The following is a 23,485-nucleotide window of genomic DNA, read 5'->3' on the forward strand; positions in this document are numbered from 1 at the left end:
GATTTACAAACATTTAAAAACAACTGAAATAACAGCAATTTTCATTAATGAAGTATTAAAAATCGTGTATTTCACAAATAAAAAAGCTATTTTTGTGCTATGCGACGATTGCTTTTTCTATGGTTAATTCTTTTTTCCGGCGTCATTCTGACCTCGGCGCAAAGCAACCCAGAAACTTTGCAGCTTCTGGACAAGGCTTACAAAAGTCTCTATGAAAATCCCGACAACGCATTCCAAATCCTTCAAAACATTGATGGGAATAAGGAATCAGAACTCATCAGACAGCGCGTTCAAATTTTGTTGTCGAGAGCGTACAATTTCAAAGGCGATTATGCTAAATCCATCGAGCAATCCATTAATAAAAATCTAAAGGAAAATAGAAACGACAACGCTTCTTTATACGCCGATTATGCCTTGGCGCAACAATATCAGTCATTAAGGCTTTACAAACAATCCATCAGAATTTCGCAAAATCTGGTTGATAAAGCTTCGAAGATAAAATCCCAGCGTTATCCGGAAAACCTGTTGGCTTATATTTATCAGTTGAATGCTTCCAATTTGATGGTTCAGAAAAAGTGGAAAGAAGCGGAAGAAAATTTGAAGCAAAGCAATGCGTTATTGAAAGATTCGGATGAGGATTTTATCATTTCGATAGAAAATCAGATTTATGAGACCTTTCTTTATATATCTCAAAATCAAATTGATAAAGCGGAGAAAATATCTAATGAAATTCAGACAAAACTTAATAAAACACCGCAATATGTTTTCTTGAGAGCTTTCAATCTGGATAATTTGGGAAGAATTCATTTCCTCAAAAAAGATTATCAAAAATCTACAGAAAATCTGAATCAAGGCTTGGAATTGATTCAAAATAAATCCTACGACGCGCTGAAAAACAGAATTTACGATGACTTGTCTAAGAATTATCTGGCACTGAAAAATGAAGAGTTGTATCAGAAATACTATTCCATCTATAAAGAACAAACCGATAAACTCGATAAAAATAAAAAAGAAGCCATCCGGAATCTTGTAAAATTGAACGACCAATACGAAAATCAACGCATTGAGGATTCCCACAAGAGCTTCTCTACGAACATTCTAATTATTTCTATTATTTGTCTGATTGGAATAGCGGCTATTATTTTCATCAGCATTTCTGAAAAGAGAAAGACAAAATCTATTCAGAAACGAATTGATTTTTATTCGAAACAACAGGAATTCATTAAGAAAATTGAAGAAAGAGAAGTTGTAAAAGCAGACAAGTCAGATGCTGAAATCTCCAAAAAACCACTTGTCATCTCAAAGGAAAAAGAAGCGGATATCTTGGCAAGACTGGAGGAATTCGAAAAATCTGAAAACTTCCTGAGCAAGGAAATGTCGCTCGCTGTTCTCGCCGGACAACTGGAAACGAACACCAAATATCTTTCGGAAGTCATTAATAAATACAAAGAAAAAAACTACAACAATTACATCAACGAACTCAGAATCAACTACATAGCTTATCTTTTGAAAACCGATTCGGCTTACCTTAATTATAAAGTAAGTTATCTCGCAGAGAAAGCAGGATTCTCGTCCCATAGTGCCTTTACGACCGTTTTCAAATCCGTAACCGGCATTTCGCCAAACACTTACATTCAGCAATTGACTCAGAATAAACAATGAAACGCTTCCTTTTCATATTCATCCTTTTCTCATTTACCGGAATTTTCAAATCCCAGTATAACGAAGAAATGTACAAAAAGGCACTTTCGGACATTTATCAAGACCCTGACAGCTCTCAGAAAATTGCTAAGGAAATGCTTAAAAATGAGAAAAATCCGGACAATCTCATTAAGCTTTACAAACTCATCTCACATTCTTACATCTCGAAAAGAGATTTTGACAAATCGCTGGATTGGGTTCTGAAGATGAAAGAACTCAGTAAAAACGTGACCAATCCGGAACAAAAAATAAAAATCCTAAATGCCACATCCATACAATACCAGCAGATGGGACTCAACAGCAAGACTTTGGAAATCCTGGATGAATCTTATCAAATTTGTAATCAACTTCCAGATGGGAAATTCAAGACCTATTATCTTGGACTCAATTCGGCGTTAAGAGGTTTGGTTTATAAATCTCAGGATAACAACGAGTTGGCTTTGGAAAAACTTCTCATCGGACTTGATTACATCAAAAAAGTCGGAAACTATGATAATGCCATTGCCAACTCCAGTGTTTTCCTGTACAACATTGGCTATTGCTATTTTTATTTGAATAAATATAACGAAGCCGAAAAATATTTCAGACAATCCGCTGACGTTGCAAAATCCGTTCACGCAGAGAGTCTGGAAGCTTTCGCTTACAAAGGTTTGTCAGAAAATTTCACAGTTCTTGGAAAACATCAGGAAGCCATTGAGCTTTTGAAAAAATCTGTCAATCTGTCCAAAAAAGTCGGCGACCTTGTCCTGAGTGAAGGAATTTACAAAGGTTTTTCGGACAATTATCTCGCACTTCAAGATTGGAACAATTATGAAGTGTACAACAAACTGTACATCGAGACCAAATTTGCAAGGGAACAAAGCGAACTCGCGTCTCTCAACAAAAGCATCGATGTTCTGAATCAGGAAAACAACAAAAAAATCGAGGAACAGAAAGGCAGACTTAGAATCATAAGTTTCATCATTATCGCCGTTTCGTCCGCCATATTTATTTGGTTTTTTCTTAATTTTATCAAACACAAGCGACGCAACAAATTATTAATTGAAAAGCTGAATCAAATCAACAAAATCACCAACTAAAGAATGAAGAATATTTTCGACCAAAACGATACGAGCCATTTCATCAAGAGAATCAATGCGCTTACGGAAGATTCTTTCCCAAAATGGGGCGTAATGTCCGTAGACAAAATGCTGGCGCACTGCAACATCACCTACGAACTCATCTACGAATCCGAAAAGCACAAGAAACCAGGTCTCATCACCAAATGGATTCTGAAACGTTTCGTCAAATCAAAAGTTGTGAGCGAAACGCCTTACCGACACAACTCTCCTACTGCGGCAATGTTCGTCATCACAGACAACAAAAGTTTCGAAGACGAAAGAAAACGCATCATCGGATTCATCCAGAAAACCCAGCAATTGGGCGCAGACGCGTTCGAAGGGAAAGAAAGTTTCAACTTCGGAAAACTCACTTCTACCGAATGGAACAATATGATGTCAAAACACCTTGACCACCATTTGCAGCAATTCGGCGTTTAGAAATATTTGGGCAGCTTTTGACTACGTCGAATAGCAATTTGTCATTATTTTTATGGCAGCTATTTCCGCCTTCCGTTCCCAATCTTTTTTGCAGCCGATTTCCAGTTCAATAGAATGTGAGTAAACGCAAAAAAGGATTTCCACTCAAGTCGGGCTGCGAGTGATTCGCCGTTCCAATCAAAATCAAATCATCACCATATGAAAAAACTCGTCTTTGTTTTAATACTAATTTTTGGCTTCACATTTTTCAACGCTCAAAACATTGAGAAAGAACTCAAAAACAACAGTGAACTTTTCACCGGAAAAATCGACAATTCTGCCGCTCTGAAAGTTCTTTTCGAATCCGTTTCTTCCGAAAATCCGAAATCAGGAATTTACAAAGTCACCGGATATTCTGACGTCGAAGGAACAAAAGCCGACTTCGAAGGCACAATCACTTTCAATCCTACAAAAAGTAAAAACTCAAAAGAAAGAGTTAAGATTTACGATTTGAAACTTTCGGAAAAAGGAACAGGAAAACACAACGGCATTTTCACAGGAGAACTGACCTCTAAAAAATCATCAGAAAAAAACCAATTGAAATTTGAAGGAACCTGGGCGAATTATGGTAATACTTTGAAATTCCCTTTCTATTTCAATAACTAAATCAATATAAATTTAAAATGAAACTTTTCACACCTATAAAATTCAGAAACATAGAACTGAAAAACCGAATCGTAATGTCGCCAATGTGTATGTACTCTGCAGAAGACGGTGTTGCCAATGATTTTCATTTTGTTCATTATGGTAGTCGCGCGCAAGGCGGCGTTGGATTAATTATCACAGAAGCAACCGCAGTAGAACCTCGCGGAAGAATCACCAACAAATGTCTTGGGATTTGGAATGACGAGCAAGCTTTGGCTTTGAAAAAAATAGTGGATTTCGTCCACGAAAATTCTGACAGCAAAATCGGTATTCAGTTGGCTCACGCTGGCAGAAAAGGTTCTATCTCTACAGAAACAAACCGTCAGTTAGATTTGGAAGAAGGCTGGGAAACTATTGCACCAAGCCCGATTCCGTTTCATCATTCCGAAAGAATTCCACACGAATTGACTGTTGAAGAGATTAAAAATTTAGTTGAAGATTTCAGGAAAGCAGCTAGAAGATCAGTTGACGCAGGTTTTGACGTTATAGAAATTCACGGTGCTCACGGTTATTTGATTCACCAATTCCTTTCACCGCTTTCCAATACCAGAACAGATAAATATGGCGGAAATCCAGAAAACCGCGCAAGATTCTTAATGGAAATCGTAGACGCAGTGAATTCAGAAATCACAGAAAACGTCCCGCTATTTGTAAGAATCTCCGGAACTGAATATGCAGAAAACGGCTGGAACGTGAATGACAGCGCAGAACTTGCTAAAGTTTTAAAAACAAAAAATGTAGATTTGATAGACGTTTCCAGCGGCGGAAATATCAATGGCGTAACCATTCCACTGAGTCCAGGCTACCAAGTTCCGTTGGCGGAAGATGTTAAAAAAATTGCAGATATAGACACGGCAGCAGTTGGACTCATCACAACAGCCGAACAAGCCGAAGAAATCCTGAAAAGAGGACAAGCAGATTTGATTTTCTTAGCGAGAGAAATCTTAAGAAATCCATATTTTGCAGTTCAGGCGGCTTGGGAAAATAATGAGGAAAATTTCTATCCGCATCAGTATTTGAGAGCGAAACCTGCGAAGTAATGATAGTTGCACAAATCTTAAATTCTTTGTTTTTATTTTTGTGAGTTATATTCTTTACTTAAAATATAATCATGGAACTGTAAAACCAATTTATATTTATTCAATCATTATTTCAGGTTTAATTCTTTTAGTCTACAATTATTTTTTCAATGGATTATCAAATGAATTGTTCTTCATCTTATCGATATTTTCTCTTTCAATTGTGGTAATTCAATTTATGAGAAACTTCATAAATGTCTTTGCAAGAAATAAAGAATTGGAAAAACGACAGCAGTTAAAAGAAAATATATTGTCCGCTCAAAATTTTATGTTCAGAAGATTATTTATTGGAATAATATGTATTTATCAAATGTTACTAATATGGGTTCCTGCGATTTTTCAGAAAATGACCGAAAATCAATAAAAATAAAAAAGCCGTTCTCCGAAAAAGAACGGCTATTTAATGAAAAATGAATTTCATTATAGAACTGCTAAAATATAATTTATTTCACTAAATAAAAAATATTAAATCAATTATTTTAAATTATTTTAATACAAATTTAATTATAACTACAATATTCGCAATTATAGCTAATTAGAAATACCATTTATGAATTAAAACTTTCTTTTTTTGGAAAGTTTTTGTTTTTATTTAATACTGAAAATTCCTGAAAGCTTCCAGCGTTTGATCAATTTCTGTATCGCCAATCGCAGCCGAAATAAACCAAGTCTCATAGCCACTCGGCGGAAGATAAATCCCTTGCTGCAAAACCTGATGAAACAGATTGTTAAACAATCCAATATTGGAATTATTGACTTCATTAAAATTACTCGCAGAAGTCACATCAAAGAAAATAGACATCATACTTCCCTTTCGGTTGATTCTGTGTCGGATTCCCTTTTCATTAAGGATTTTTCCAATCTCAAAATCTAAAATTTCTGTGGTTTTATCTAATTTATTGTAGAAATCAGGATCTTGTTTTATTAATTGTAAAGTTTTAAGTCCGGCTCTCATTGCCAAAGGATTTCCGCTCAAAGTTCCAGCCTGATATACTCGTCCTCTTGGCGAAAGCCAGTTCATAATTTCGTTACTTCCCGCAAAAGCACCAACCGGCAATCCGCCGCCAATTACTTTCCCAAAAGTTACCAAATCGGCCTTCACATTCAAAGCTTCCTGAGCACCACCAAAAGCCAATCTGAATCCTGTCATTACCTCATCAAAAATCAATAAAGTTCCATTTTCATCACATATTTTTCTTAGGTTTTGAAGGAAATTATTCTCAGGTAAAACACAACCCATATTTCCGGCAACAGGTTCTACAATGATCGCCGCAATCTGTTCTGGATTATTTCTGAAAAGCTCTTCTACCTGCTCAAAATTATTATACTCTGCCAGCAAAGTATCTTTCGCTGTTCCTTGTGTCACTCCTGGAGAATTTGGACTTCCAAAAGTTGCCATTCCACTTCCCGCCTGTATCAGAAATGAATCCGAATGCCCGTGGTAACAACCTTCGAACTTGATAATTTTTTCTCTGTTCGTGTAACCTCTCGCCAGACGGATCGCACTCATACAAGCTTCAGTCCCGGAAGAGACCATTCTGATCTGGTCAATATTCGGGACATTTTCTACGATATATTTGGCAATTTCAGTTTCCAGTTCTGTTGGTGTTCCGAAAGAAAAACCTTTTTCAGCCTGAGATTTCAAGGCTTCCAAAACTTCGGGATGCGTGTGACCCAAAATCGCCGGTCCCCAGGAATTGATATAATCAATATAATTTCTGTCGTCTTCGTCTGTCAAATAAGCACCTTTTGCCGACTTCATGAAAAGTGGCACACCGCCTACAGATTTGAATGCACGAACTGGCGAATTCACACCGCCCGGAATATATTTGTACGCTTCTTCAAAAAGCGCTGAACTTCTTTGGTATAACATTTTTTTGTTTTTTGTATTTCGTGTTTTGTTTTTAGTATTTGGTCTCAACACCACAAACTATAAACTAAAAACTATTTTTAAGATCTCGGTTTCTTACCTTGCAGATAGATGATTTGCCCGGATCTTGGTTGCTCGCCTGCATTCATCCTGTTTTTGCTGTACAGTTTTTTCTCTTTGATGGCAAATTTCTGAGCAATATCATGCATCGTTTCCCCGGTTCCGGCTTTGTATGTTTCTTTGTTTCCGGATGAGTTTTTACTTTCCAGGAAAACAATGTCATTCTTCGCCAGCTTAGAACTTTCCAGTTCGTTGTACTTCATCAGACGTTTTTCGCTAATCCCAAATTTCTTAGAAATCTCAGAAACATCCGCATCCACAGGCATTACGAAAAATTTAAGCCCATCATTAGGATGATTCTTTACAAGAATATTTTTAAGGAGTGCAGTTCTCGTTTTAGAATCTACGATTTCAGAAACTTTAGATTGTTGACTGGCATAAGAACCTTGAGAATAATCTACTTTAATGGTTGGTGGAACAACTTTTTCATTTTGCTTTTCCTGACTTAGCTGAGCCATAAAAACCGCATCATTATTAAGAGAAGGATACATTTTCAGGATCGCATAATAGACCTCATCTTTGGAAACATTATCGAATTCATAAAGTTTGTAACGCTCGATTTTATCAATCAAAATATAAGCATAGCGAGGATTAGTTGCATATCCTGCCTTTTTCAGACCGTGTGCCCACGCTTTGTAATCTTTTGGGTTCAGGTCAAACAGTTTTGTGTAATATTTTCTGGTCGCCAAAAACACCGAATGATCTTCGTAAGACTGTTTTGGATCTTCGTACACGCGGAAACATTCGTTTGGCGCGTCGTCCGTGTGGCTCATCGTTTTGCCGGTCCAGTCTTCTTTGCATTTGATCCCGAAATGGTTTTTCCCCAGCTGTGCCAATCGGCTTTGCCCGCCGCCGGTTTCAAGAAGACCCTGAGCCAAAGTAATGCTCGCCGGGATTTTGTATTTCTCCATTTCTTCCACCGCATAAGGCGCGAATTTCTGGATGTATTGGTCTTCCGTTTTCCAGGTTTGTGATTTCACCAAGCCCAAAACACTTACAAAACCAATCACTAATAACTTTCTCATATTTATTTTTTACAAAATACTTTAATATTTTAAGGAGCTTAATCCCGCTTGCAGTTTATCCTGAGCTTGTCGAAGGGCTATATCTTTTTTGTCTTCAACATTTCGTCATCAATAGAACCTTTACAGAAAGACAAAAAAGGATGCCGCTGCAATCGCGGCTATGGGTTTCTACCCATTTTGAAGCTTTTATCAGAATTGAAACTTTTCAAAATCTATCAAATCTCTTCCCTTACTTTTCAAAAGCAAATTCGCTCCTTTGATGCCTTGCAATCCGCCGGTATGAAAAGCCAAAACCTTTGAACCTTTCGCAAAAAATTCTTTTTTGGCCAATTCAAAAATGGTTTGCATCAGCTTTCCTGTATAGATTGGCTCCAACGGAATCTGATATTCTTTATAAAACCAATTTATAAAACGAACATTCTCATCCGATATTTTACCATATCTACTTTCTTCGGCATCTTTCAATTCAAAATTATCTTTTCCACTCCATTCCAAAATGGTTTTTTCAAGCGAATCATCTCTTACAACTTTGATACCTAAAACCTTCTGCTGAGCTTCCGCAAATCTGGAAATTCCTGCAATTGTGCCGCCGGTTCCAACAGCGGTACAAAGATAATCAAAATCTTTGGTGTCGTTTCCCAGCATATATTGGACACCTTCCATCGCCGATTCGTTACTTCCGCCTTCGGGAATAATCAAAGCCTCTGGATATCGATTCGAAAATTCTTTCGTGAGTTCTTTTTTATTCTGATAATCTTCCCTTGACACAAAATGAAAACCCATTCCGTTTTTAGAAGCTTTGAAAAGTGTGGGATTTTCTTGCCAGTTATTTTCCAGTTCATTTCCACGGATGATTCCGATTGTTGAGATTCCAAATTCTTTTCCAAATGCAGCAATAGAGGCAATATGATTGGAAAATGCGCCACCAAAAGTAATCAGCAAAGGATTTTCAGGATTACATTTCAGATATTGATTGACATTGAAAAAGAGTTTCCAGAATTTGTTTCCGGAAATTTTGGGGTGGATAAGGTCTTCTCTTTTGATGAAAATCCGGACATCAAAATTGGTCTTCAATTCTGTGATTGGGATTTTATGTTCCGGAATCTGAAGCATCCAACAGTATTTAATTTTTGATTAGAAAACCGCTTCTATGAGAAATTAAATCAGGTCGATTTTTTGTTAACAACTCTGATTGCCAGATTCGCCAAAACACCACCAAGCAAAAATCCAACGGCAGCACCAAACGCAATATCCAAAGGAAAATGAACACCAAGATAAATTCGGCTGTACGAAACGATCATCGCCCAAACAAATAAAATGTAAGGCAAATATTTAAGTTTCTTTCCAACCAGAATGGTCAGGAAACTGAATAAAAAGAAGGAATTGGAAGCGTGGGAAGAATAGAAACCATAGTTGCCACCGCAAATGACCATTCGCATTTGCTGAATCAAAGATTCTGTGTGGCAAGGCCTGAATCTCTGTATTCCGTGCTTGAAAATACCTGCTAACTGATCTGAAATCGTAATGCCTATAGCAATAAATATTAATACAAAAATTAATTTCTTAAGTGGAAAACTTTTATAAAGTAAATACAGCAAAATGGCATAAAAAGGAATCCAAAACCATTTTCCGGTAACTGTGAGCCAAAAAGGATCAAAGGTAGAATTGCCCAATCCGTTCAGGATAAGAAGAAGCTGCTGATCTTTTTCTATCAATCCGTTCATAAAACTATCGGCTTACTGGTCCTTCGTGAGAGTCATCTTTGGAAAGATCTATTTTCTTAGGTGTTTCTTCATTGATGAAATTGTCCGTTTTACTATCTGCCAGCGGATTGTAATCCTGAGCAGATTTCTTAACATTATCAATCTCTTTCTTGATTTCAGAAAGCGGATTATCAGCTTCCTTCATAATTTCGGTTTTGATATCGTCCACTGCGTCACGCATCTTGCGCACGCCTTCGCCAAGACCTCTTGCGATCTCAGGCAATTTATCGGGTCCGAATAAAACAACAATTGCCAAAGCAATCATCAGCATTTCACCAATACTCAATTCCATTTGACAAAATTAAGAAAGTTTATAAATTTATAGGACATTTGTTTGTCATAATTTTATCATAAAAACAATAATAAAAAGACTTACACCATTGCGGAACAACAATAAAGCCAACTAACTTTCCTTCTTCCCTTTGAAACTGACAGAAACAAAATAAATACTCACCGCAAACAGCACGAAAGCCAGGAAAAACGGTGCACCCGGAAACAGAAACGGTGCGTTTTTATGCGTGAAGTAATAAAACAGATTCGTCATCAGTGGCGGCCCAATAATGGACGTTGCACTCATCAGACTTGTCAGCGCACCCTGCAGTTCACCTTGTTCATTAGAAGGAATATTCTTGGTAATGATCGACTGCAAAGCCGGACCACAAATCCCACCCAAACAGTACGGAATCGTGAAAACCAACATCATCCAGCCTTCAGTTGCAAAAGCATACAGTAGCATTCCGACAGCGTAAAGCATCAGTCCGTAAAAAATACTTTTCTCGTCGCCAATTTTCGGATTGATCCACCGGATTAAAACACCTTGCACCAATCCTACCAGCAAACCAACGACACCTAGGGAGATTCCCACCATTCGCTCATCCCAATCGAACCGGTACATTGTATAGAAACTCCAGTTGCTTTGGACGGCGTGTCCGCCAATATAAATGAGGATCAAAGCTGTCGTAAGTGCCGATATTTCGGGATGTTTTTTCAGGAATTTGAAAGAACCGATTGGGTTCGCTCTTTTCCAGCTGAACTCCCGTCGGTTTTCTTTGCTGAGACTTTCCGGCAATACGAAGTAGCCATAAATAAAATTAATCATACATAAAACTGCCGCAGCATAGAACGGAACTCTCGCCCCATAATGTCCCAAAACGCCACCCAAAACCGGCCCGATGATAAAACCCAGACCAAACGCTGCCCCAATCATCCCGAAGTTCTTCGCACGGTCTTCATCCGTAGAGATATCCGCAATGTAGGCACTCGCAGTTGTGATGCTCGCGCCGGTAATTCCCGCAATGATCCGCCCTACGAAAAGCCACCAGATACTCGGTGCCAAAGCCAGAAAAATATAATCTACAGAGAATCCGAAAAGCGAAAGCAAGATTACTGGTCGTCGCCCATATTTGTCACTCAGATTTCCTACGAACGGCGAGAAAACAAACTGGATAAAGGCATAAGCAAAACTCAGCCAGCCCCCATATTTCGCTGCCTCGCTGATGTCAGCATGGATCAGTTCTTCTATCAGTTTCGGGACCACGGGAATGATGATTCCCCAGCCTGTAATATCTATCAGCAGCGTGATAAAGATGAAACCAATGGCAGCAGATTTTTGATTTGTTTTCATGCTTGCGAAGATAGGAATTTTTTGATTTTGCACTCTTATTTTAAAAAATGCAGAATGCTTATTGTTGAAAATTGATATATTGAATTTTGAAAGAAAATGCTTAATATTACATTTATACTTTAGGTATTATAAAAAAAATCAGACTATCAATTATATTACTTACATATTTCATGTTAAATGATTAGTAAAATTTGGAAAGACCCCGTTTGGAGTAAAGTCATCTCAGTTATTTTTGTTGCATTAGGAGGTGTAATTTTAGCAAAAATAAAAAGTGCTTATGACTCACAAACTTTCAAAGAGGCCATTAATGACATTTTGAATTATCAAATTAAAATCATTTATGTTGCATTCACAATAATTTCATTTTGGATTTTTAAATGGATCTACAGCATTCTTTTTTCAAAAAGATTAAGTAATACAAATAAGTTATTAGAGAAAAATAAAAACATTCTAAGAAAAGTTAATACAATTATTGACAAGCCACAAGGCATAATGATGAAATGGAATGTTCATTTTTCATCAATGGATAAGCCTTTTGTTTCGGATGTAAATTGTTTTTGTACTCTCCACGGAGAGCTACCTATTAAATTTTTGTGGAATCAATGTCCAGTTGAAAATTGTAAAAATGCCAAAAAAACTTTAGATAGTTATGCCATTGACAATTTTGCAGAATCATTAGTTTTAAATGAATGGGATAAAATAAATGGGAATAAAATAGTATAAAATTGTTATCAAATATTATATATATGAATGAATTACGATTATGTGAAATAAGAGAAATTGAATTTTCACAACATACAATTAACAACAATCGCAAAGAAATAAATATATTTCATAAGTGGTTTGATGGTATAAATGACACTTGTGAATTTCCTGTTCAATATGCCATCGTAGAAGACAATGAAGGAAAAATAAAAAAAATTAGCATTGAACAATTTGAGATTAGATTTTTAACAAAAGACGAAATTTCAAAAATTAAACGAGAAGAAATATTTGAAAGTATAACTGAGATGTTTGGCGACAAATAAAAACCCTGCTGGTGTGAAAATCCTGCTCGTATCAATGCTATAAAAAACAGACACTCTACCAGTCTGTTTTTTTATTAAATTTACCGCAAACTAAAACAACCACCAATGAAAACCAAAACCCTCCTCACACTTCTTGTCCTGTCCTGCGCTTTCATCTCCTGCGACCAAATCTCAGACAACTACTACGAACAGCAAGCCCAGGAAAACTACACCTCGCCCTATATGGGAAAATGGGTGGGATCTTACACCGGACAAGGCAACGGAAACTTGATTCTCTCTGTATCTAAAAGCGGAAATATTACCGGAACCTACGGAGCAAATAACGATATGGTGCTCGGATTTGTCATGGATGATGGTGCTTTGACGCCGGTAATCTCCGACACACCCATCTTCACACTTTACGGAAGCCTGAACACCAAAAAAGGAACCTGGAAAAACGGCAGTCTCTCAGGAGATTGGACACTTACAAAACAATAAAATTTCCAACAATAAAATAAATACAAACCAAAACAGACACCCCCAATGTCTGTTTTTTATTTATATTTGATTCAGTAATTAATAAAAACACAACATAATGAACGTCACAAAAAATTCGGTCAGCGAGACCGGACACGCGAAGAATGTCGCCAATTTCCAGGAACTGATTTCCCACTGCACCGCTTTCGGTCCCGCCTATAATCCATCCAAAACCCAGTTGCAGCTCACTGCTTTGAACGCACTGTTTTCAACCGCCGGGTCGGAGATCACCAAAGTAGCAACCGCCAAAAGTACCTTCGACACCACTACCTCACAGCGTCAATCAGCCTTCGCGCCTTTAAAACAGCTTTGCACCAGGATCTTCAACTTCCTTTCAGCAATGGAACCGTCAGCGCCAATCATTGCAAATGCCAGAACCATCAACAACAAACTGCAGGGCAGACGCTCAAAACCAATCCCAAAAACGCCGCCCACAGAAGAAGGAGAATCCCCGGCACCGAAACACATCTCGGTATCCCGGCAGAGCTACGATATGCTCATCGCCAACTTCGCCGAGTTCATAAGCTTTCTCTCACTCGTTCCCTCCTACACACCCAACGAAACCGAACTTCAGATCACATCTCTCAACACATTTTTAGAAAGTCTGAAAACTGCTAATCTCAACTTAATCACAGCAGAAGTAAAATACAATACTGCCAGGAGCTCAAGGGACAAAATATTATATCTGGAAGAGTCAGGATTAATTGACATCGCATTGAGTGTAAAGAAATATGTCAAAGCCATCTTCGGAACCACCTCCACAGAATACAGACAGATCGCCGGACTGCAGTTCAAAAAACCCAGAGAATAGCAGAGCCGTTTGATGAAGATTTAAACCCAGAGCTGCCCCACAAAAAGGCAGCTCTTTTTCATAATCTATAAAACACCCCACCCACATCTTAAAACCTACGCCCTATTTTATAAAACTCTAATTATATTTTTTAAAATGACCACCTTCCTTTACAAAACTATCACCGCACTTTGCAAAACACCTACCTCACTTTTTGAAATTACAAAAACACTTTATAAAACTTGCATCTCACTTTATAAAACTCGCCCCTCACTTTATAAAACTGCAACCCCATTCCTTAAAACTACAACCTCACTTCCTAAACCTACAACCTCATTCCTACAGCCTCACACCCGACATCTTAGCATCGCCGAAAACCAAACAAAAAGCCCTCAATCACTTGAGGGCTTTCATTATATCTATTTAAGAGAATTACTTCACTATTTCAGCATTGCTGATAGAAGATTTCCCGGTTACTTTGTCTTCTTTTTTCTTCCCTCTAAGGAAGTCATAAGCCGTAGCCGATGCAATAAAGATAGATGAATACGTACCGAATCCAATACCAATCAATAAACAGAACATAAACCCTCTAAGGTTATCTCCACCAAAGATGAAGATCGCAAGGATCACCAAAATCGTAGTGAAAGAGGTATTGAACGTTCTACCAATCGTACTGGAGATAGAGTCATCAAATAATCCGGCAAGCGTCAATGCTTTCTTCTCGCGCAGGTATTCTCTAATTCTGTCGAAGATGATTACCGTATCATTGATGGAATATCCGATTACCGTAAGAATCGCCGCAATGAAATCCTGATTGATCTCCATATTGAACGGCATTACCTTGTAGAATAAGGAGTAAACCCCAAGGATAACAACTGTATCGTGGAACAAACCGGCAACCGCTCCAAGAGAGAACTGCCATTTGTCAAATCTTACAAGGATATAAATAAAGATCCCGACAAGTGATACAACAACCGCCAGAATACCGTGCGTGGTAATATCATCTGCCACCGTAGGTCCTACCTTGGTAGAAGAAACAATTCCTGCGTGTCCTTTATCAGCTGCTTTGAAATCTGCCAAAGTCATTCCTGCCGGCAATTCTGATTTCATTCCTTCGTATATTTTTTGCTCTACATTCTGGTCAGCAGCTAGAGACTCATCATCGATCAAGTAATCTGTACTGATTTTTAGCTGAGAAGAGTTTCCGAAAGTCTTAGCCTCGATGGAGTTATTCTTACCATCATTGGTCTTCATCAATTTTGCAATGCTTTCTTCAACCTGAGTAGCATCAACTGGTTTTTCGAACCTTACAACATAGTTACGCCCTCCTGTAAAATCGATACCATATTTGAAACCGTTTACCGCAATGGAAACAATAGAGATTACCATTAATATTGCTGAAACGTAATACGCATATTTTCTTTTCCCGATAAAATCGATCCATGTGTTTCTGAAAAGATTCTTTGTCGGTGCAGTCCAAACGGAAAGAGATTTACCCTTCTCCAGTCTGCTGAAGATCATTACTCTTGATAATAATACCGAAGTGAACAATGTCATGATCAATCCAATCATCAAAGTCACTGCAAATCCTTTAATTGGTCCTGTTCCGAAAACGTAAAGAATCAATGCTGTAATGAAAGTAGTCGCGTGACCATCAATAATCGCAGAGATTGCGTGTTTGAAACCGTCTTTGTAGGCCTCAAGAATATTTTTCCCTCGGAAGAGTTCTTCCTTGGTTCTTTCATAAATGATAACGTTTGCATCCACCGCCAATGCCATTGATAGTACAATCCCGGCAATACCAGGAAGCGTCAATGTTGCATTCAGGGAATCCATAATACCAAAGATGTAGAACAAGTTGATTACCATTGCAATTACCGCATAAACTCCGGCACCACCATAATAGAAAATGATGTAAACAATAATCACTGCAAAAGCGATAAGGAAAGACATAATCCCATCATTGATAGATTCTGCTCCCAAAGATGGACCTACAACATCAGCCTGTACAATTTTTGCACCTGCAGGTAATTTACCGGCACCAAGAACATCAACTAATTCCTTAGCTTCTTCCTGAGTAAAGTTCCCAGAAATCTGAGTTCTTCCGTTAGGAATCACATCATTTACAGAAGGTGCTGTATAGACTCTGTTGTCTAGCGTTACAGCTACAATTTTACCTTTGTTTTTCTCAGTCATTGTTTTCCAGTCACGGGCACCCTGAGAATCCATCTGCATATCTACAACTACACGACCCAATTGGTCATAGTTGATTTGCGCAGATTCTACAGCACCGTCAACTGGCGCTTTCTGAGTAATGTTTCCACGGATTGCATAAAGAACAAGGCTGTTAGGCGTTGTAGATTCCGGTTTGTAACCCCACATAAACTGGGTATATTTCAAATTAACAGGTCTCGCTTTAACGGCTACTGCACTGTTAAGTAATTTATTTACAACTGCTGTATCAGATAGTTTTACATTAGCAATACCACTTCCTGAAGGAGAAGGTTGAAGAAGACTTATAAAGTTTACAGATTTTGCAATCCCCATAGAATCTCCTTTGGTTTTTACTAACTGACTAAGTTCTGAAAGATACGGTCCAAGTTCTTGTCCCATCTGTACTTCCCAGAATTGAAGCTTAGCAGAAGTCTGAAGCATTTTCTTTACCTTGTCTATATCTTTAGTACCAGGCATCTCCACCAAAATTCTTCCGGTTCCGGGAACTCTCTGAACGTTTGGCTGCGTAACTCCCATTTTGTCGATACGGGTTCTAAGAACTTCATAAGCCGTTCCTACAGAGGCTTCAATTTTTCTTCTGACAATATTTTTCACCTGATCATCCGGCGTATTGAACTTAATCTCTGAAAGATTAGTATTGCCGAAGATCTCAGGATCTGCAAGTTTCAGGTTCGTACCTTTTTCTTTGTTAACAGCTTCGAACTGTGTGAAGAAATCCTCGATGTATTGTTTGCTCGAGCTTTTCTGCGCTATGTCTGTTCTGTTAAGTGCTTCTATTAAAGTAGCATTTGTAGAGTAATTACTAAGATCATTTACCAAATCTCTTTGGTTGATCTCCAATAATACGTTGATACCTCCTTTAAGATCCAATCCGAGTTTCATCTCTCTGTCTTTTGCAGACGTATAATCCAGTTTTGTAAAACCTAGATTAAGGGTGTCTTTAGAAAGTCTTGCGAGCTCAGCCTGGTATTTCACTGGATTTTCGCCGGCAATTGCTTTTGCTTCTTTTTCTATTTTGTTGGCATAGAAAGAAGGCAGAAGCTCATTGAGACAAATTAATCCAAGAACGATGGCAACTAATGTAACGAGTCCTTTTCCTTGCATTTTCTTACGATATATATAAATTAAGTCGGCAAATATAATGATTTATAGCGGAAATAAGAATTTGAAAATGAGAAAAGTGCATTATACTTTTTATATTGAAATTAAATCTCGGTTTTCCCTGAAAAAATAGGCTAAGATTGAGGTTTTGTTATTAATTAAATAATTGTCAAATGAGAAGGCACATAATTTGGTAACTTTAATAATAATCTAAAAAATAATAAGTTATGCGAAAATTACTACTCATTATTTCTTGTGCGTTCGCATCGGAAGTTTATTCCCAACAAATCATTCTGGAAGAGTTTGCAACAGTTTCAAATCCAACAGAAATTACTGCTTCACCAACAAATGACAATCGGTTGTTTGCAGTAGATCAATCCGGACTCATCAAAATTATAAACCCGAACGGAACTATTGAAGCTTCCAACTTTCTTAATATTACCGACAGAGTTAACTTCAACGGTGAAATGGGATTATTAGGTTTGGCTTTTCACCCAGAGTTTGCGACCAATCGCTATTTCTATGTTTATTATAACAGAGCCGGAAGGACGATAACTGTTTCCCGGTTTACGGCTAATTCTGCTAATCCAAATACGGCCGATCCATCAACTGAAAAAGTAATGCTATCAATTTCTAAACCTTTTGAAAATCACAATGGCGGAAGTATTCATTTTGGGGCTGATGGTTACCTTTGGATTTCAACCGGAGATGGCGGAAGCGGCGGCGATCCAAATGGCAACGGACAAAACAAGAATTCGCTCTTGGGAAAAATGCTGAGAATTGATGTTAATTCCGATAATGCTTACAATATTCCTCCGACAAACCCCTTTGTTGGTGTAGATGGTGCGGATGAGATCTGGTCTTACGGACTACGAAACGGTTGGAAATATTCTTTTGACAGAACAACTAATAATATTTGGATAGCGGATGTGGGTCAAAATCAAATTGAAGAAATTAATAATGTCTCTGCAACAACACCCGGCGTCAACTATGGCTGGAGATGTTACGAAGGAAACAGTGCATATAATACGGCTGGGTGCGCGAATGCTTCCACGATGACTTTCCCGGTGGTTGATTATGATCATTCCGGTGGTAAATGCTCCATCACCGGTGGATACGTTTACAGAGGAAATCTTTATACTGATCTTGTTGGGAAATATATTTTTGCAGATTACTGCTCTGCTCAGATCGGAATTTTGAACAATACTACTATTACATGGACAACGCCGTTTACGAATAGTAATTTTACAACTTTTGGAGAAGACAATAGCAAGCAACTCTATGCTGCAGCAGCGAATGGGAAAATTTTCAAAGTAAAATCTAATAATCTCTCCGTTTCGGATATGGATAAGTCTAATATTCAGATTTCTCCAATTCCTGCGACAGACTTCATTTTTATTAAGAATATTACTGATAAAAATTTGACAGTAGAAATTTTGGATTTGTCAGGCAGATCTGTTTTAAATACCAATGTAGCTGAAAATGATAAAAGCATTGATGTGACTACTTTGAAATCAGGAAATTACATTTTGGTTTTGAAGAAAGATGATATCAAAATAATGAGTCAGAAGATTATTAAGGAATAAGAATTTTAAAAGTCTTCGAGAACCTCGGACTAACAATTTCAAATGGATTTTCAATATCCTTAGACCGACAAAAAAACAAAGCCTTTCAGGAATTCGAAAGGCTTTTGTTTTGTCTTGACGTAATGAAGTTTTATTTGCTCCAATTCACTCTTGTCGTTTTCACGTCGTGAGAATTGGTTCCGATCATAATATCGAAATCACCGGCTTCCCAGTCATATTTCAATTGATTGTTATAGAATTTAAGATCTTCCGGAGAAATAGTGAAAGTTACTTTTTTGCTTTCGCCGGCTTTCAGATATACTTTTTGGAAACCTTTCAGTTCTTTAACAGGTCTTGTAATAGTTCCAACCAAATCTCTGATGTAAAGCTGAACTACCTCTGCCCCATCATATTTCCCATTATTGATTAATGTTACAGTTGCTTCAATTGGTGTGTTTCCTGTTGGTTTTGTATTACTAACAGAAACATCAGAATATCCAAAAGTCGTGTAACTCAATCCATAACCGAAAGGATAAAGTGGCGTTGTACACTCATCAAGATAATTGGAACGGAATTTTTCAAACGTGCATTTCTCTGTATTTTCTACACTAAGTGGACGTCCTGTATTTTTAGCATTGTAATAAAGCGGAACCTGACCAACGCTTCTTGGGAAAGTCATTGGCAATTTTGCAGAAGGATTTACTTTTCCGTAAAGCACGTCAGAAATAGCGTATCCAGCCATACTTCCCGGAAACCAAACATTCAGGATTGCATCTGCTAATTGGGATTCTTCATTCAAAACCAACGGACGACCTGTGAATAAAACGATGACAATTGGTTTGCCAGTTTTCTTCAGTTCTCTCAATAATTCTTTTTGAGTTTCCGGAATTCCGATATCAGTTCTGGAGCTTGATTCGCCGCTCATTTCAGCACTTTCTCCAATTGCTAAAACAATCACATCTGCCTTGCTTGCAATGTCAACCGCTTCTTTTCTGATCTGATCCGCAGGGCGATTATCTCTGTCCGTATTCTTTCCGAACATCGCTGCTTTTTCTTCCATAGCTGCAGATTCGTAAATGTTGCTTCCTTTTGCAAAAACGAAATTAACATCTTTACCAACAGTTTCCTTCAGACCTCTCAATAATGAAATTGAATTAGCATGTTTTGCAGCTACACTCCAGGTTCCCGGCATATTAACCGAATTATCTCCCAACGGGCCAATAACGGCTACAGTTCCTGATTTTTTAAGCGGAAGAACCTGCTTGTCGTTTTTCAACAACACGATAGATTGTGCAGAAATTGTCTTAGCAGCTTCTAAATTTTTCGGACTGAAAACCTCCTTTTGAGCTCTTTTGGAATCTGTATATTTATAAGGATCATCAAAAAGTCCAAGGTCATATTTTGCTTCAATGATTCTTCTTGCAGCATCCGTAACAGTTTGTTCCGTTACTTTTCCTTCTGTGATTGATTGTTTTAAAGTTTTCAAAAAACCTTCGCCAACCATATCCATATCGATTCCGGCGTTCATTGCCAAAGCAGAAACCTGTTTCAGATCTCCCATTCCGTGGTCAATCATTTCATTGATTCCGGTGTAATCCGTCACTACAAAACCTTTGAAATCCCATTGTTTTCTAAGAACATCGGTCATCAGCCATTTGTTTCCAGTTGCTGGAATTCCGTCTACTTCATTGAAAGAAGCCATTACAGAACCGGCACCAGCTTCAACAGCTGCTTTATAAGGCGGAAAATATGTATTGTACATTTGAACGTGGCTCATATCTACGGTATTGTAATCTCTACCCGCTTCTGCTGCGCCGTAAAGTGCAAAATGTTTTACACAAGCCAGCATTGTATTTTTCTTGGAAAGATCATCTCCCTGATATCCGTAAACCATTGCTTTCGCAATCTGACTTCCCAAATAAGGATCTTCACCGGAACCTTCGGAAACCCTGCCCCATCTTGGATCTCTGGAAATATCTACCATTGGCGAAAAAGTCCAGTTGATTCCGTCAGCTGTAGATTCCTGAGCGGCAATCTGAGCAGATCTCTGGATCAAATCCATATCCCAGGATGATGCTAATCCTAAAGGAATTGGGAATGATGTTTCGTAACCGTGGATCACATCCATTCCGAAAATCATTGGAATTTTCAGACGGCTTTTTTCCACCGCTACTTTTTGTACTGCGCGAATCTTATCGACACCTTTGATATTGAATAATCCGCCTACAAGACCTTGTTCTATTTTTTTTCCAATGTCGGAATTTTGAGTTTGTCCGGTTGTAAAATCACCAGAAGAAGGCAAATTAAGCTGACCAATTTTCTCATCCAAAGTCATCTTGGAAATCAAATCATCAACAAAAGCTTTTTTCTTGGATTGATACTGAGTTGACTGGTAAGCCTGGACAGGTTTTGATATGATATTCTGAGCCAGAAAAAATGGCGATAATGCCAATGCAGCTAAGATTACAAACTTTTTCATTTTATATATATTTAATTTTTTTCTAATTTTATTTTTTTCAGAGATAGCATCCAATCCCATAATTTGGGATCAGAATATGTAGAATCCCAGGAATTATGATTGTCATTCGGGAAAATCGTTAGTTCTGCTTTGGGATTTACGGGATGTAATTTCTGATAGAAATTAAAAGCATTTTCAGGAAGAACAATATCGTCCATTCCGCCGTGGAATAATTTGATGTTAAGATCTTTGTAATTCTGGACATTTGCCCACATTACCCGATCAGTTGGCGCGCAGACTGCTGTAACTGCTGCAAACATTTCCGGATGTTCACCAGCTAATTTTAAAGTTCCCCAACCGCCCATTGATAAACCTGTGAGATAAATCCTGTCTGTATCAATTTTGTATTTCTCTGATATTTCTTTGATCAGAAAATAAATTGCATCCGTATCCCACCATGTATTTTCCGGACATTGAGGTGCTAAAATAGCTACCCGTTCTTTGATTAAATTTTTATACGTAAATGGGCTGTGTGCTTTCACTACTTCCAGGTTGTTTCCTCTTTCTCCGGATCCGTGTAGGAAAACGATCAAAGGAATTTTGGATTTTGTGTTCTGAGGAATATCCAGAATGTATGAGAGTTTTTTCTGGATTTTAATTTCTTTATTGAATTCGGATCTGATTTCCTGTGCTTGTGCAAAGGATGAAAATCCAAATAACAATAAAATGAGATGTCTTAATTTCATATTTAAATTTTTCAAAACACTTTATCGAAGTTTTAATATTCAATAAAGTGTTGAATGTTTATTCTATGTACAAATCCCTAGCCCCGATGGTAGCGGCATCCTTTTTTGTTTTTTTACTTAATTTCAAACAAAATGACTGACGTTCCAAAACAAAAAAGATATAGCGGACAGCGGGATTAAGCTTCTAAAAATCACCTAATGTCTCAAAAAGATACAATAAAATTTAGTGTTTAAAGATAATACTTTTTAATTACTGAATCTTATGTTCTGTGGACTTAAATCCGATTTTTTTGAGTCCGTTTCTGATTTCAGGTGCATTCATAAAGAGATTCCATAACAATCCGGAGCGGTAATTCTCGATCATCGGCGCGATAGTTCCCTGATCTATAGCGAGATAACGAGGTGTTGTCCAGTCATCAAAATTGATGGAAGTCGCATCGTAAGGTCCCGCTTGTCCAATGAATTTTGGTTTTTCTTCGTACAGAAATCTTAGAAAAGCCGTGGATTCTTTTGGCGTGTAAGGCATAGAACTGAGCGCAGCCGTTGGGACGATAACGCCTAAATCTTCTTTCATAGGCTGATGTGCGGCGTAACCTACCGAGCCGTCTTTGTTCCTTGTGTAACCCGCCGTGAGTCCCCAGTATTTCTCGGAATAACCTTTGAATTTATACGGATTTTCAAGACAATACTTGTAGTCAATTAAAACTTGATTTCTGTTCAGGTCCCAATAACTTTTTACATATTGATCTGATAATCCTCTTGGATCCAAGCCCAGATAAGAATATTGCGACCAGAATAATGGACCACCGAATTCTTCTGCGTAATTGTGTTTTACATAAAGTGGTAATCCGTATTTTGTTTTGTCTGTGGTGTAAGTTCCGTTGCGTGTCCAGCCTTTGTTGTAGGTTTCGGAATCTATTGAATAATTCGGGGATGAAGCTGCTAAAACATACGTTATAAGACATTCGTTATAACCTTCCAGTGGAAAATTCATTTCCCAGCCGTAAGTTGGTGACCAATGCCAGTACAAAACTTTTTGTCCGCCTTTTGTGTACCAGTTCCATTCTACGCCTTTCCAGAGTTTATCCATTTTCGCTGCCAGAGCTTTTTCTTCCGGATTTCCGTTTTTGAAATATTCCCGGACGCAGATAATACCTTGTGTTAGAAAAGCGGTTTCAACCAGATCTCCACCGTTGTCTTTTTTGCCAAATGGAACTACTTTTCCAGTCTCTCCATTGATCCAATGCGACCAGGCACCGTGAAAACGGTCTGCTTTCTCAAGAAAATCTGCGATGTGGTTTAATCTTTTAACAGCTTCCTGGCGTGGAATGAATTTTCTATCAACGCCTACTAGAATTGTCATTAAACCAAAACCTGAACCGCCTGTGGTAACAACGTGTTTGTCATTATCCGGATAGATATTATCTTCATGATATCGCTCTCTGCCAAGCATAGAATTTGGTTCAGCAAAATCCCAAAAATATTTGAGGGCGTCGCTTTGGACTTTGTCCATGAGCTGGTTGTCTGTAAATTCAGCTTTTGGAGTTTTGTCTGAATCAGATTTACTATTTTGACTTGTTTTGCAAGACAGTAAAACTGTTATCGAGATAGCCGATATTGCTATTATATTTTTCATTGATAA

Annotated in this window: 20 protein-coding genes; 10 read left to right on the forward strand and 10 right to left on the reverse strand. The window is 37.9% G+C overall.

The genetic code is table 11. The annotated features are described in order from the left end of the window. Window positions 1-99: 99 nt before the first annotated feature. The 5 genes from OPU68_RS07265 (at window position 100) to namA (ending at window position 4,963) form a co-directional block, all read left to right on the forward strand. Window positions 100-1,662: a helix-turn-helix domain-containing protein gene (locus OPU68_RS07265; RefSeq protein ID WP_498473355.1), complete on the forward strand. Its 1,563-nt coding sequence runs from the start codon at window positions 100-102 to the stop codon at window positions 1,660-1,662. Continuing rightward, the gene (locus OPU68_RS07270; protein WP_498473356.1) at window positions 1,659-2,780 is read left to right on the forward strand and encodes a tetratricopeptide repeat protein; all 1,122 of its coding nucleotides are present in this window, start codon (window positions 1,659-1,661) and stop codon (window positions 2,778-2,780) included. The genes OPU68_RS07265 and OPU68_RS07270 overlap by 4 nt, the downstream gene beginning before the upstream one ends. 3 nt (window positions 2,781-2,783) lie before the next feature. Beyond that, window positions 2,784-3,239, forward strand: a complete 456-nt coding sequence (locus OPU68_RS07275; protein WP_498473357.1) for a DUF1569 domain-containing protein — start codon at window positions 2,784-2,786, stop codon at window positions 3,237-3,239. Between the two features lie 198 nt (window positions 3,240-3,437). Next, window positions 3,438-3,884, forward strand: coding sequence for a hypothetical protein (locus OPU68_RS07280; RefSeq protein ID WP_498473358.1), 447 nt, complete (start codon window positions 3,438-3,440; stop codon window positions 3,882-3,884). 17 nt (window positions 3,885-3,901) lie between these two features. After that, entirely contained in the window at window positions 3,902-4,963 is a 1,062-nt protein-coding gene (gene namA / locus OPU68_RS07285; RefSeq protein WP_498473359.1) for an NADPH dehydrogenase NamA, read from the forward strand. 631 nt (window positions 4,964-5,594) lie between these two features. On the opposite strand, the gene hemL is transcribed toward namA, so the two are convergent. From hemL to OPU68_RS07315, 6 genes are all read right to left on the reverse strand, one after another. Further along, a complete protein-coding gene (gene hemL / locus OPU68_RS07290; protein ID WP_498473361.1) occupies window positions 5,595-6,875 on the reverse strand; it encodes a glutamate-1-semialdehyde 2,1-aminomutase in 1,281 nt (426 codons plus the stop codon). A gap of 77 nt (window positions 6,876-6,952) precedes the next feature. Beyond that, a complete protein-coding gene (locus OPU68_RS07295) occupies window positions 6,953-8,017 on the reverse strand; it encodes a glucosaminidase domain-containing protein (protein WP_498473362.1) in 1,065 nt (354 codons plus the stop codon). 189 nt (window positions 8,018-8,206) lie between these two features. Next, a complete protein-coding gene (locus tag OPU68_RS07300; RefSeq protein WP_498473364.1) occupies window positions 8,207-9,130 on the reverse strand; it encodes a 1-aminocyclopropane-1-carboxylate deaminase/D-cysteine desulfhydrase in 924 nt (307 codons plus the stop codon). Between the two features lie 50 nt (window positions 9,131-9,180). Beyond that, the gene (locus OPU68_RS07305) at window positions 9,181-9,741 is read right to left on the reverse strand and encodes a phosphatase PAP2 family protein (protein WP_498473365.1); all 561 of its coding nucleotides are present in this window, start codon (window positions 9,739-9,741) and stop codon (window positions 9,181-9,183) included. Window positions 9,742-9,745: 4 nt separating this feature from the next. Then, the gene (locus tag OPU68_RS07310; protein WP_498473366.1) at window positions 9,746-10,072 is read right to left on the reverse strand and encodes a Sec-independent protein translocase subunit TatA/TatB; all 327 of its coding nucleotides are present in this window, start codon (window positions 10,070-10,072) and stop codon (window positions 9,746-9,748) included. A 111-nt stretch (window positions 10,073-10,183) separates the two neighbouring features. Next, window positions 10,184-11,404 (reverse strand): TCR/Tet family MFS transporter, encoded by a 1,221-nt coding sequence (locus tag OPU68_RS07315; RefSeq protein WP_498473367.1) that lies wholly within the window; start codon window positions 11,402-11,404, stop codon window positions 10,184-10,186. Between the two features lie 177 nt (window positions 11,405-11,581). Between OPU68_RS07315 and OPU68_RS07320 the strand changes: the two genes are divergently transcribed. The 4 genes from OPU68_RS07320 to OPU68_RS07335 all read left to right on the forward strand — a co-directional run bounded on the left by OPU68_RS07320 (window position 11,582) and on the right by OPU68_RS07335 (window position 13,759). Next, window positions 11,582-12,127 (forward strand): hypothetical protein, encoded by a 546-nt coding sequence (locus OPU68_RS07320; protein ID WP_498473368.1) that lies wholly within the window; start codon window positions 11,582-11,584, stop codon window positions 12,125-12,127. Window positions 12,128-12,150: 23 nt separating this feature from the next. Continuing rightward, window positions 12,151-12,432: a hypothetical protein gene (locus tag OPU68_RS07325; protein WP_498473369.1), complete on the forward strand. Its 282-nt coding sequence runs from the start codon at window positions 12,151-12,153 to the stop codon at window positions 12,430-12,432. Window positions 12,433-12,537: 105 nt separating this feature from the next. Continuing rightward, a complete protein-coding gene (locus tag OPU68_RS07330; protein ID WP_498473371.1) occupies window positions 12,538-12,909 on the forward strand; it encodes a hypothetical protein in 372 nt (123 codons plus the stop codon). A 217-nt stretch (window positions 12,910-13,126) separates the two neighbouring features. Next, window positions 13,127-13,759, forward strand: a complete 633-nt coding sequence (locus OPU68_RS07335) for a hypothetical protein (protein ID WP_498473372.1) — start codon at window positions 13,127-13,129, stop codon at window positions 13,757-13,759. Window positions 13,760-14,170: 411 nt separating this feature from the next. On the opposite strand, the gene secD is transcribed toward OPU68_RS07335, so the two are convergent. Further along, the gene (gene secD, locus OPU68_RS07340; RefSeq protein WP_498473373.1) at window positions 14,171-17,077 is read right to left on the reverse strand and encodes a protein translocase subunit SecD; all 2,907 of its coding nucleotides are present in this window, start codon (window positions 17,075-17,077) and stop codon (window positions 14,171-14,173) included. Between the two features lie 224 nt (window positions 17,078-17,301). Here secD and OPU68_RS07345 point away from each other — a divergent pair, with 224 nt between their 5' ends. Further along, window positions 17,302-18,660 carry a PQQ-dependent sugar dehydrogenase gene (locus OPU68_RS07345; protein WP_498473375.1) on the forward strand — a complete coding sequence of 453 codons (1,359 nt, stop codon included), beginning with the start codon at window positions 17,302-17,304 and terminating at the stop codon, window positions 18,658-18,660. A gap of 130 nt (window positions 18,661-18,790) precedes the next feature. Here OPU68_RS07345 and bglX read toward each other — a convergent pair whose 3' ends face one another. The 3 genes from bglX to OPU68_RS07360 form a co-directional block, all read right to left on the reverse strand. Continuing rightward, window positions 18,791-21,118 carry a beta-glucosidase BglX gene (gene bglX, locus OPU68_RS07350; RefSeq protein ID WP_498473376.1) on the reverse strand — a complete coding sequence of 776 codons (2,328 nt, stop codon included), beginning with the start codon at window positions 21,116-21,118 and terminating at the stop codon, window positions 18,791-18,793. A gap of 11 nt (window positions 21,119-21,129) precedes the next feature. Beyond that, on the reverse strand, window positions 21,130-21,843 hold the full coding sequence (locus OPU68_RS07355; RefSeq protein WP_498473377.1) for a carboxylesterase family protein: 714 nt from the start codon (window positions 21,841-21,843) through the stop codon (window positions 21,130-21,132). Between the two features lie 250 nt (window positions 21,844-22,093). After that, the gene (locus OPU68_RS07360) at window positions 22,094-23,479 is read right to left on the reverse strand and encodes a glucoamylase family protein (protein ID WP_498473379.1); all 1,386 of its coding nucleotides are present in this window, start codon (window positions 23,477-23,479) and stop codon (window positions 22,094-22,096) included. Window positions 23,480-23,485: the final 6 nt, after the last annotated feature.

It is taken from the genome of Chryseobacterium sp. TB1-D10 (genome assembly GCF_059803555.1).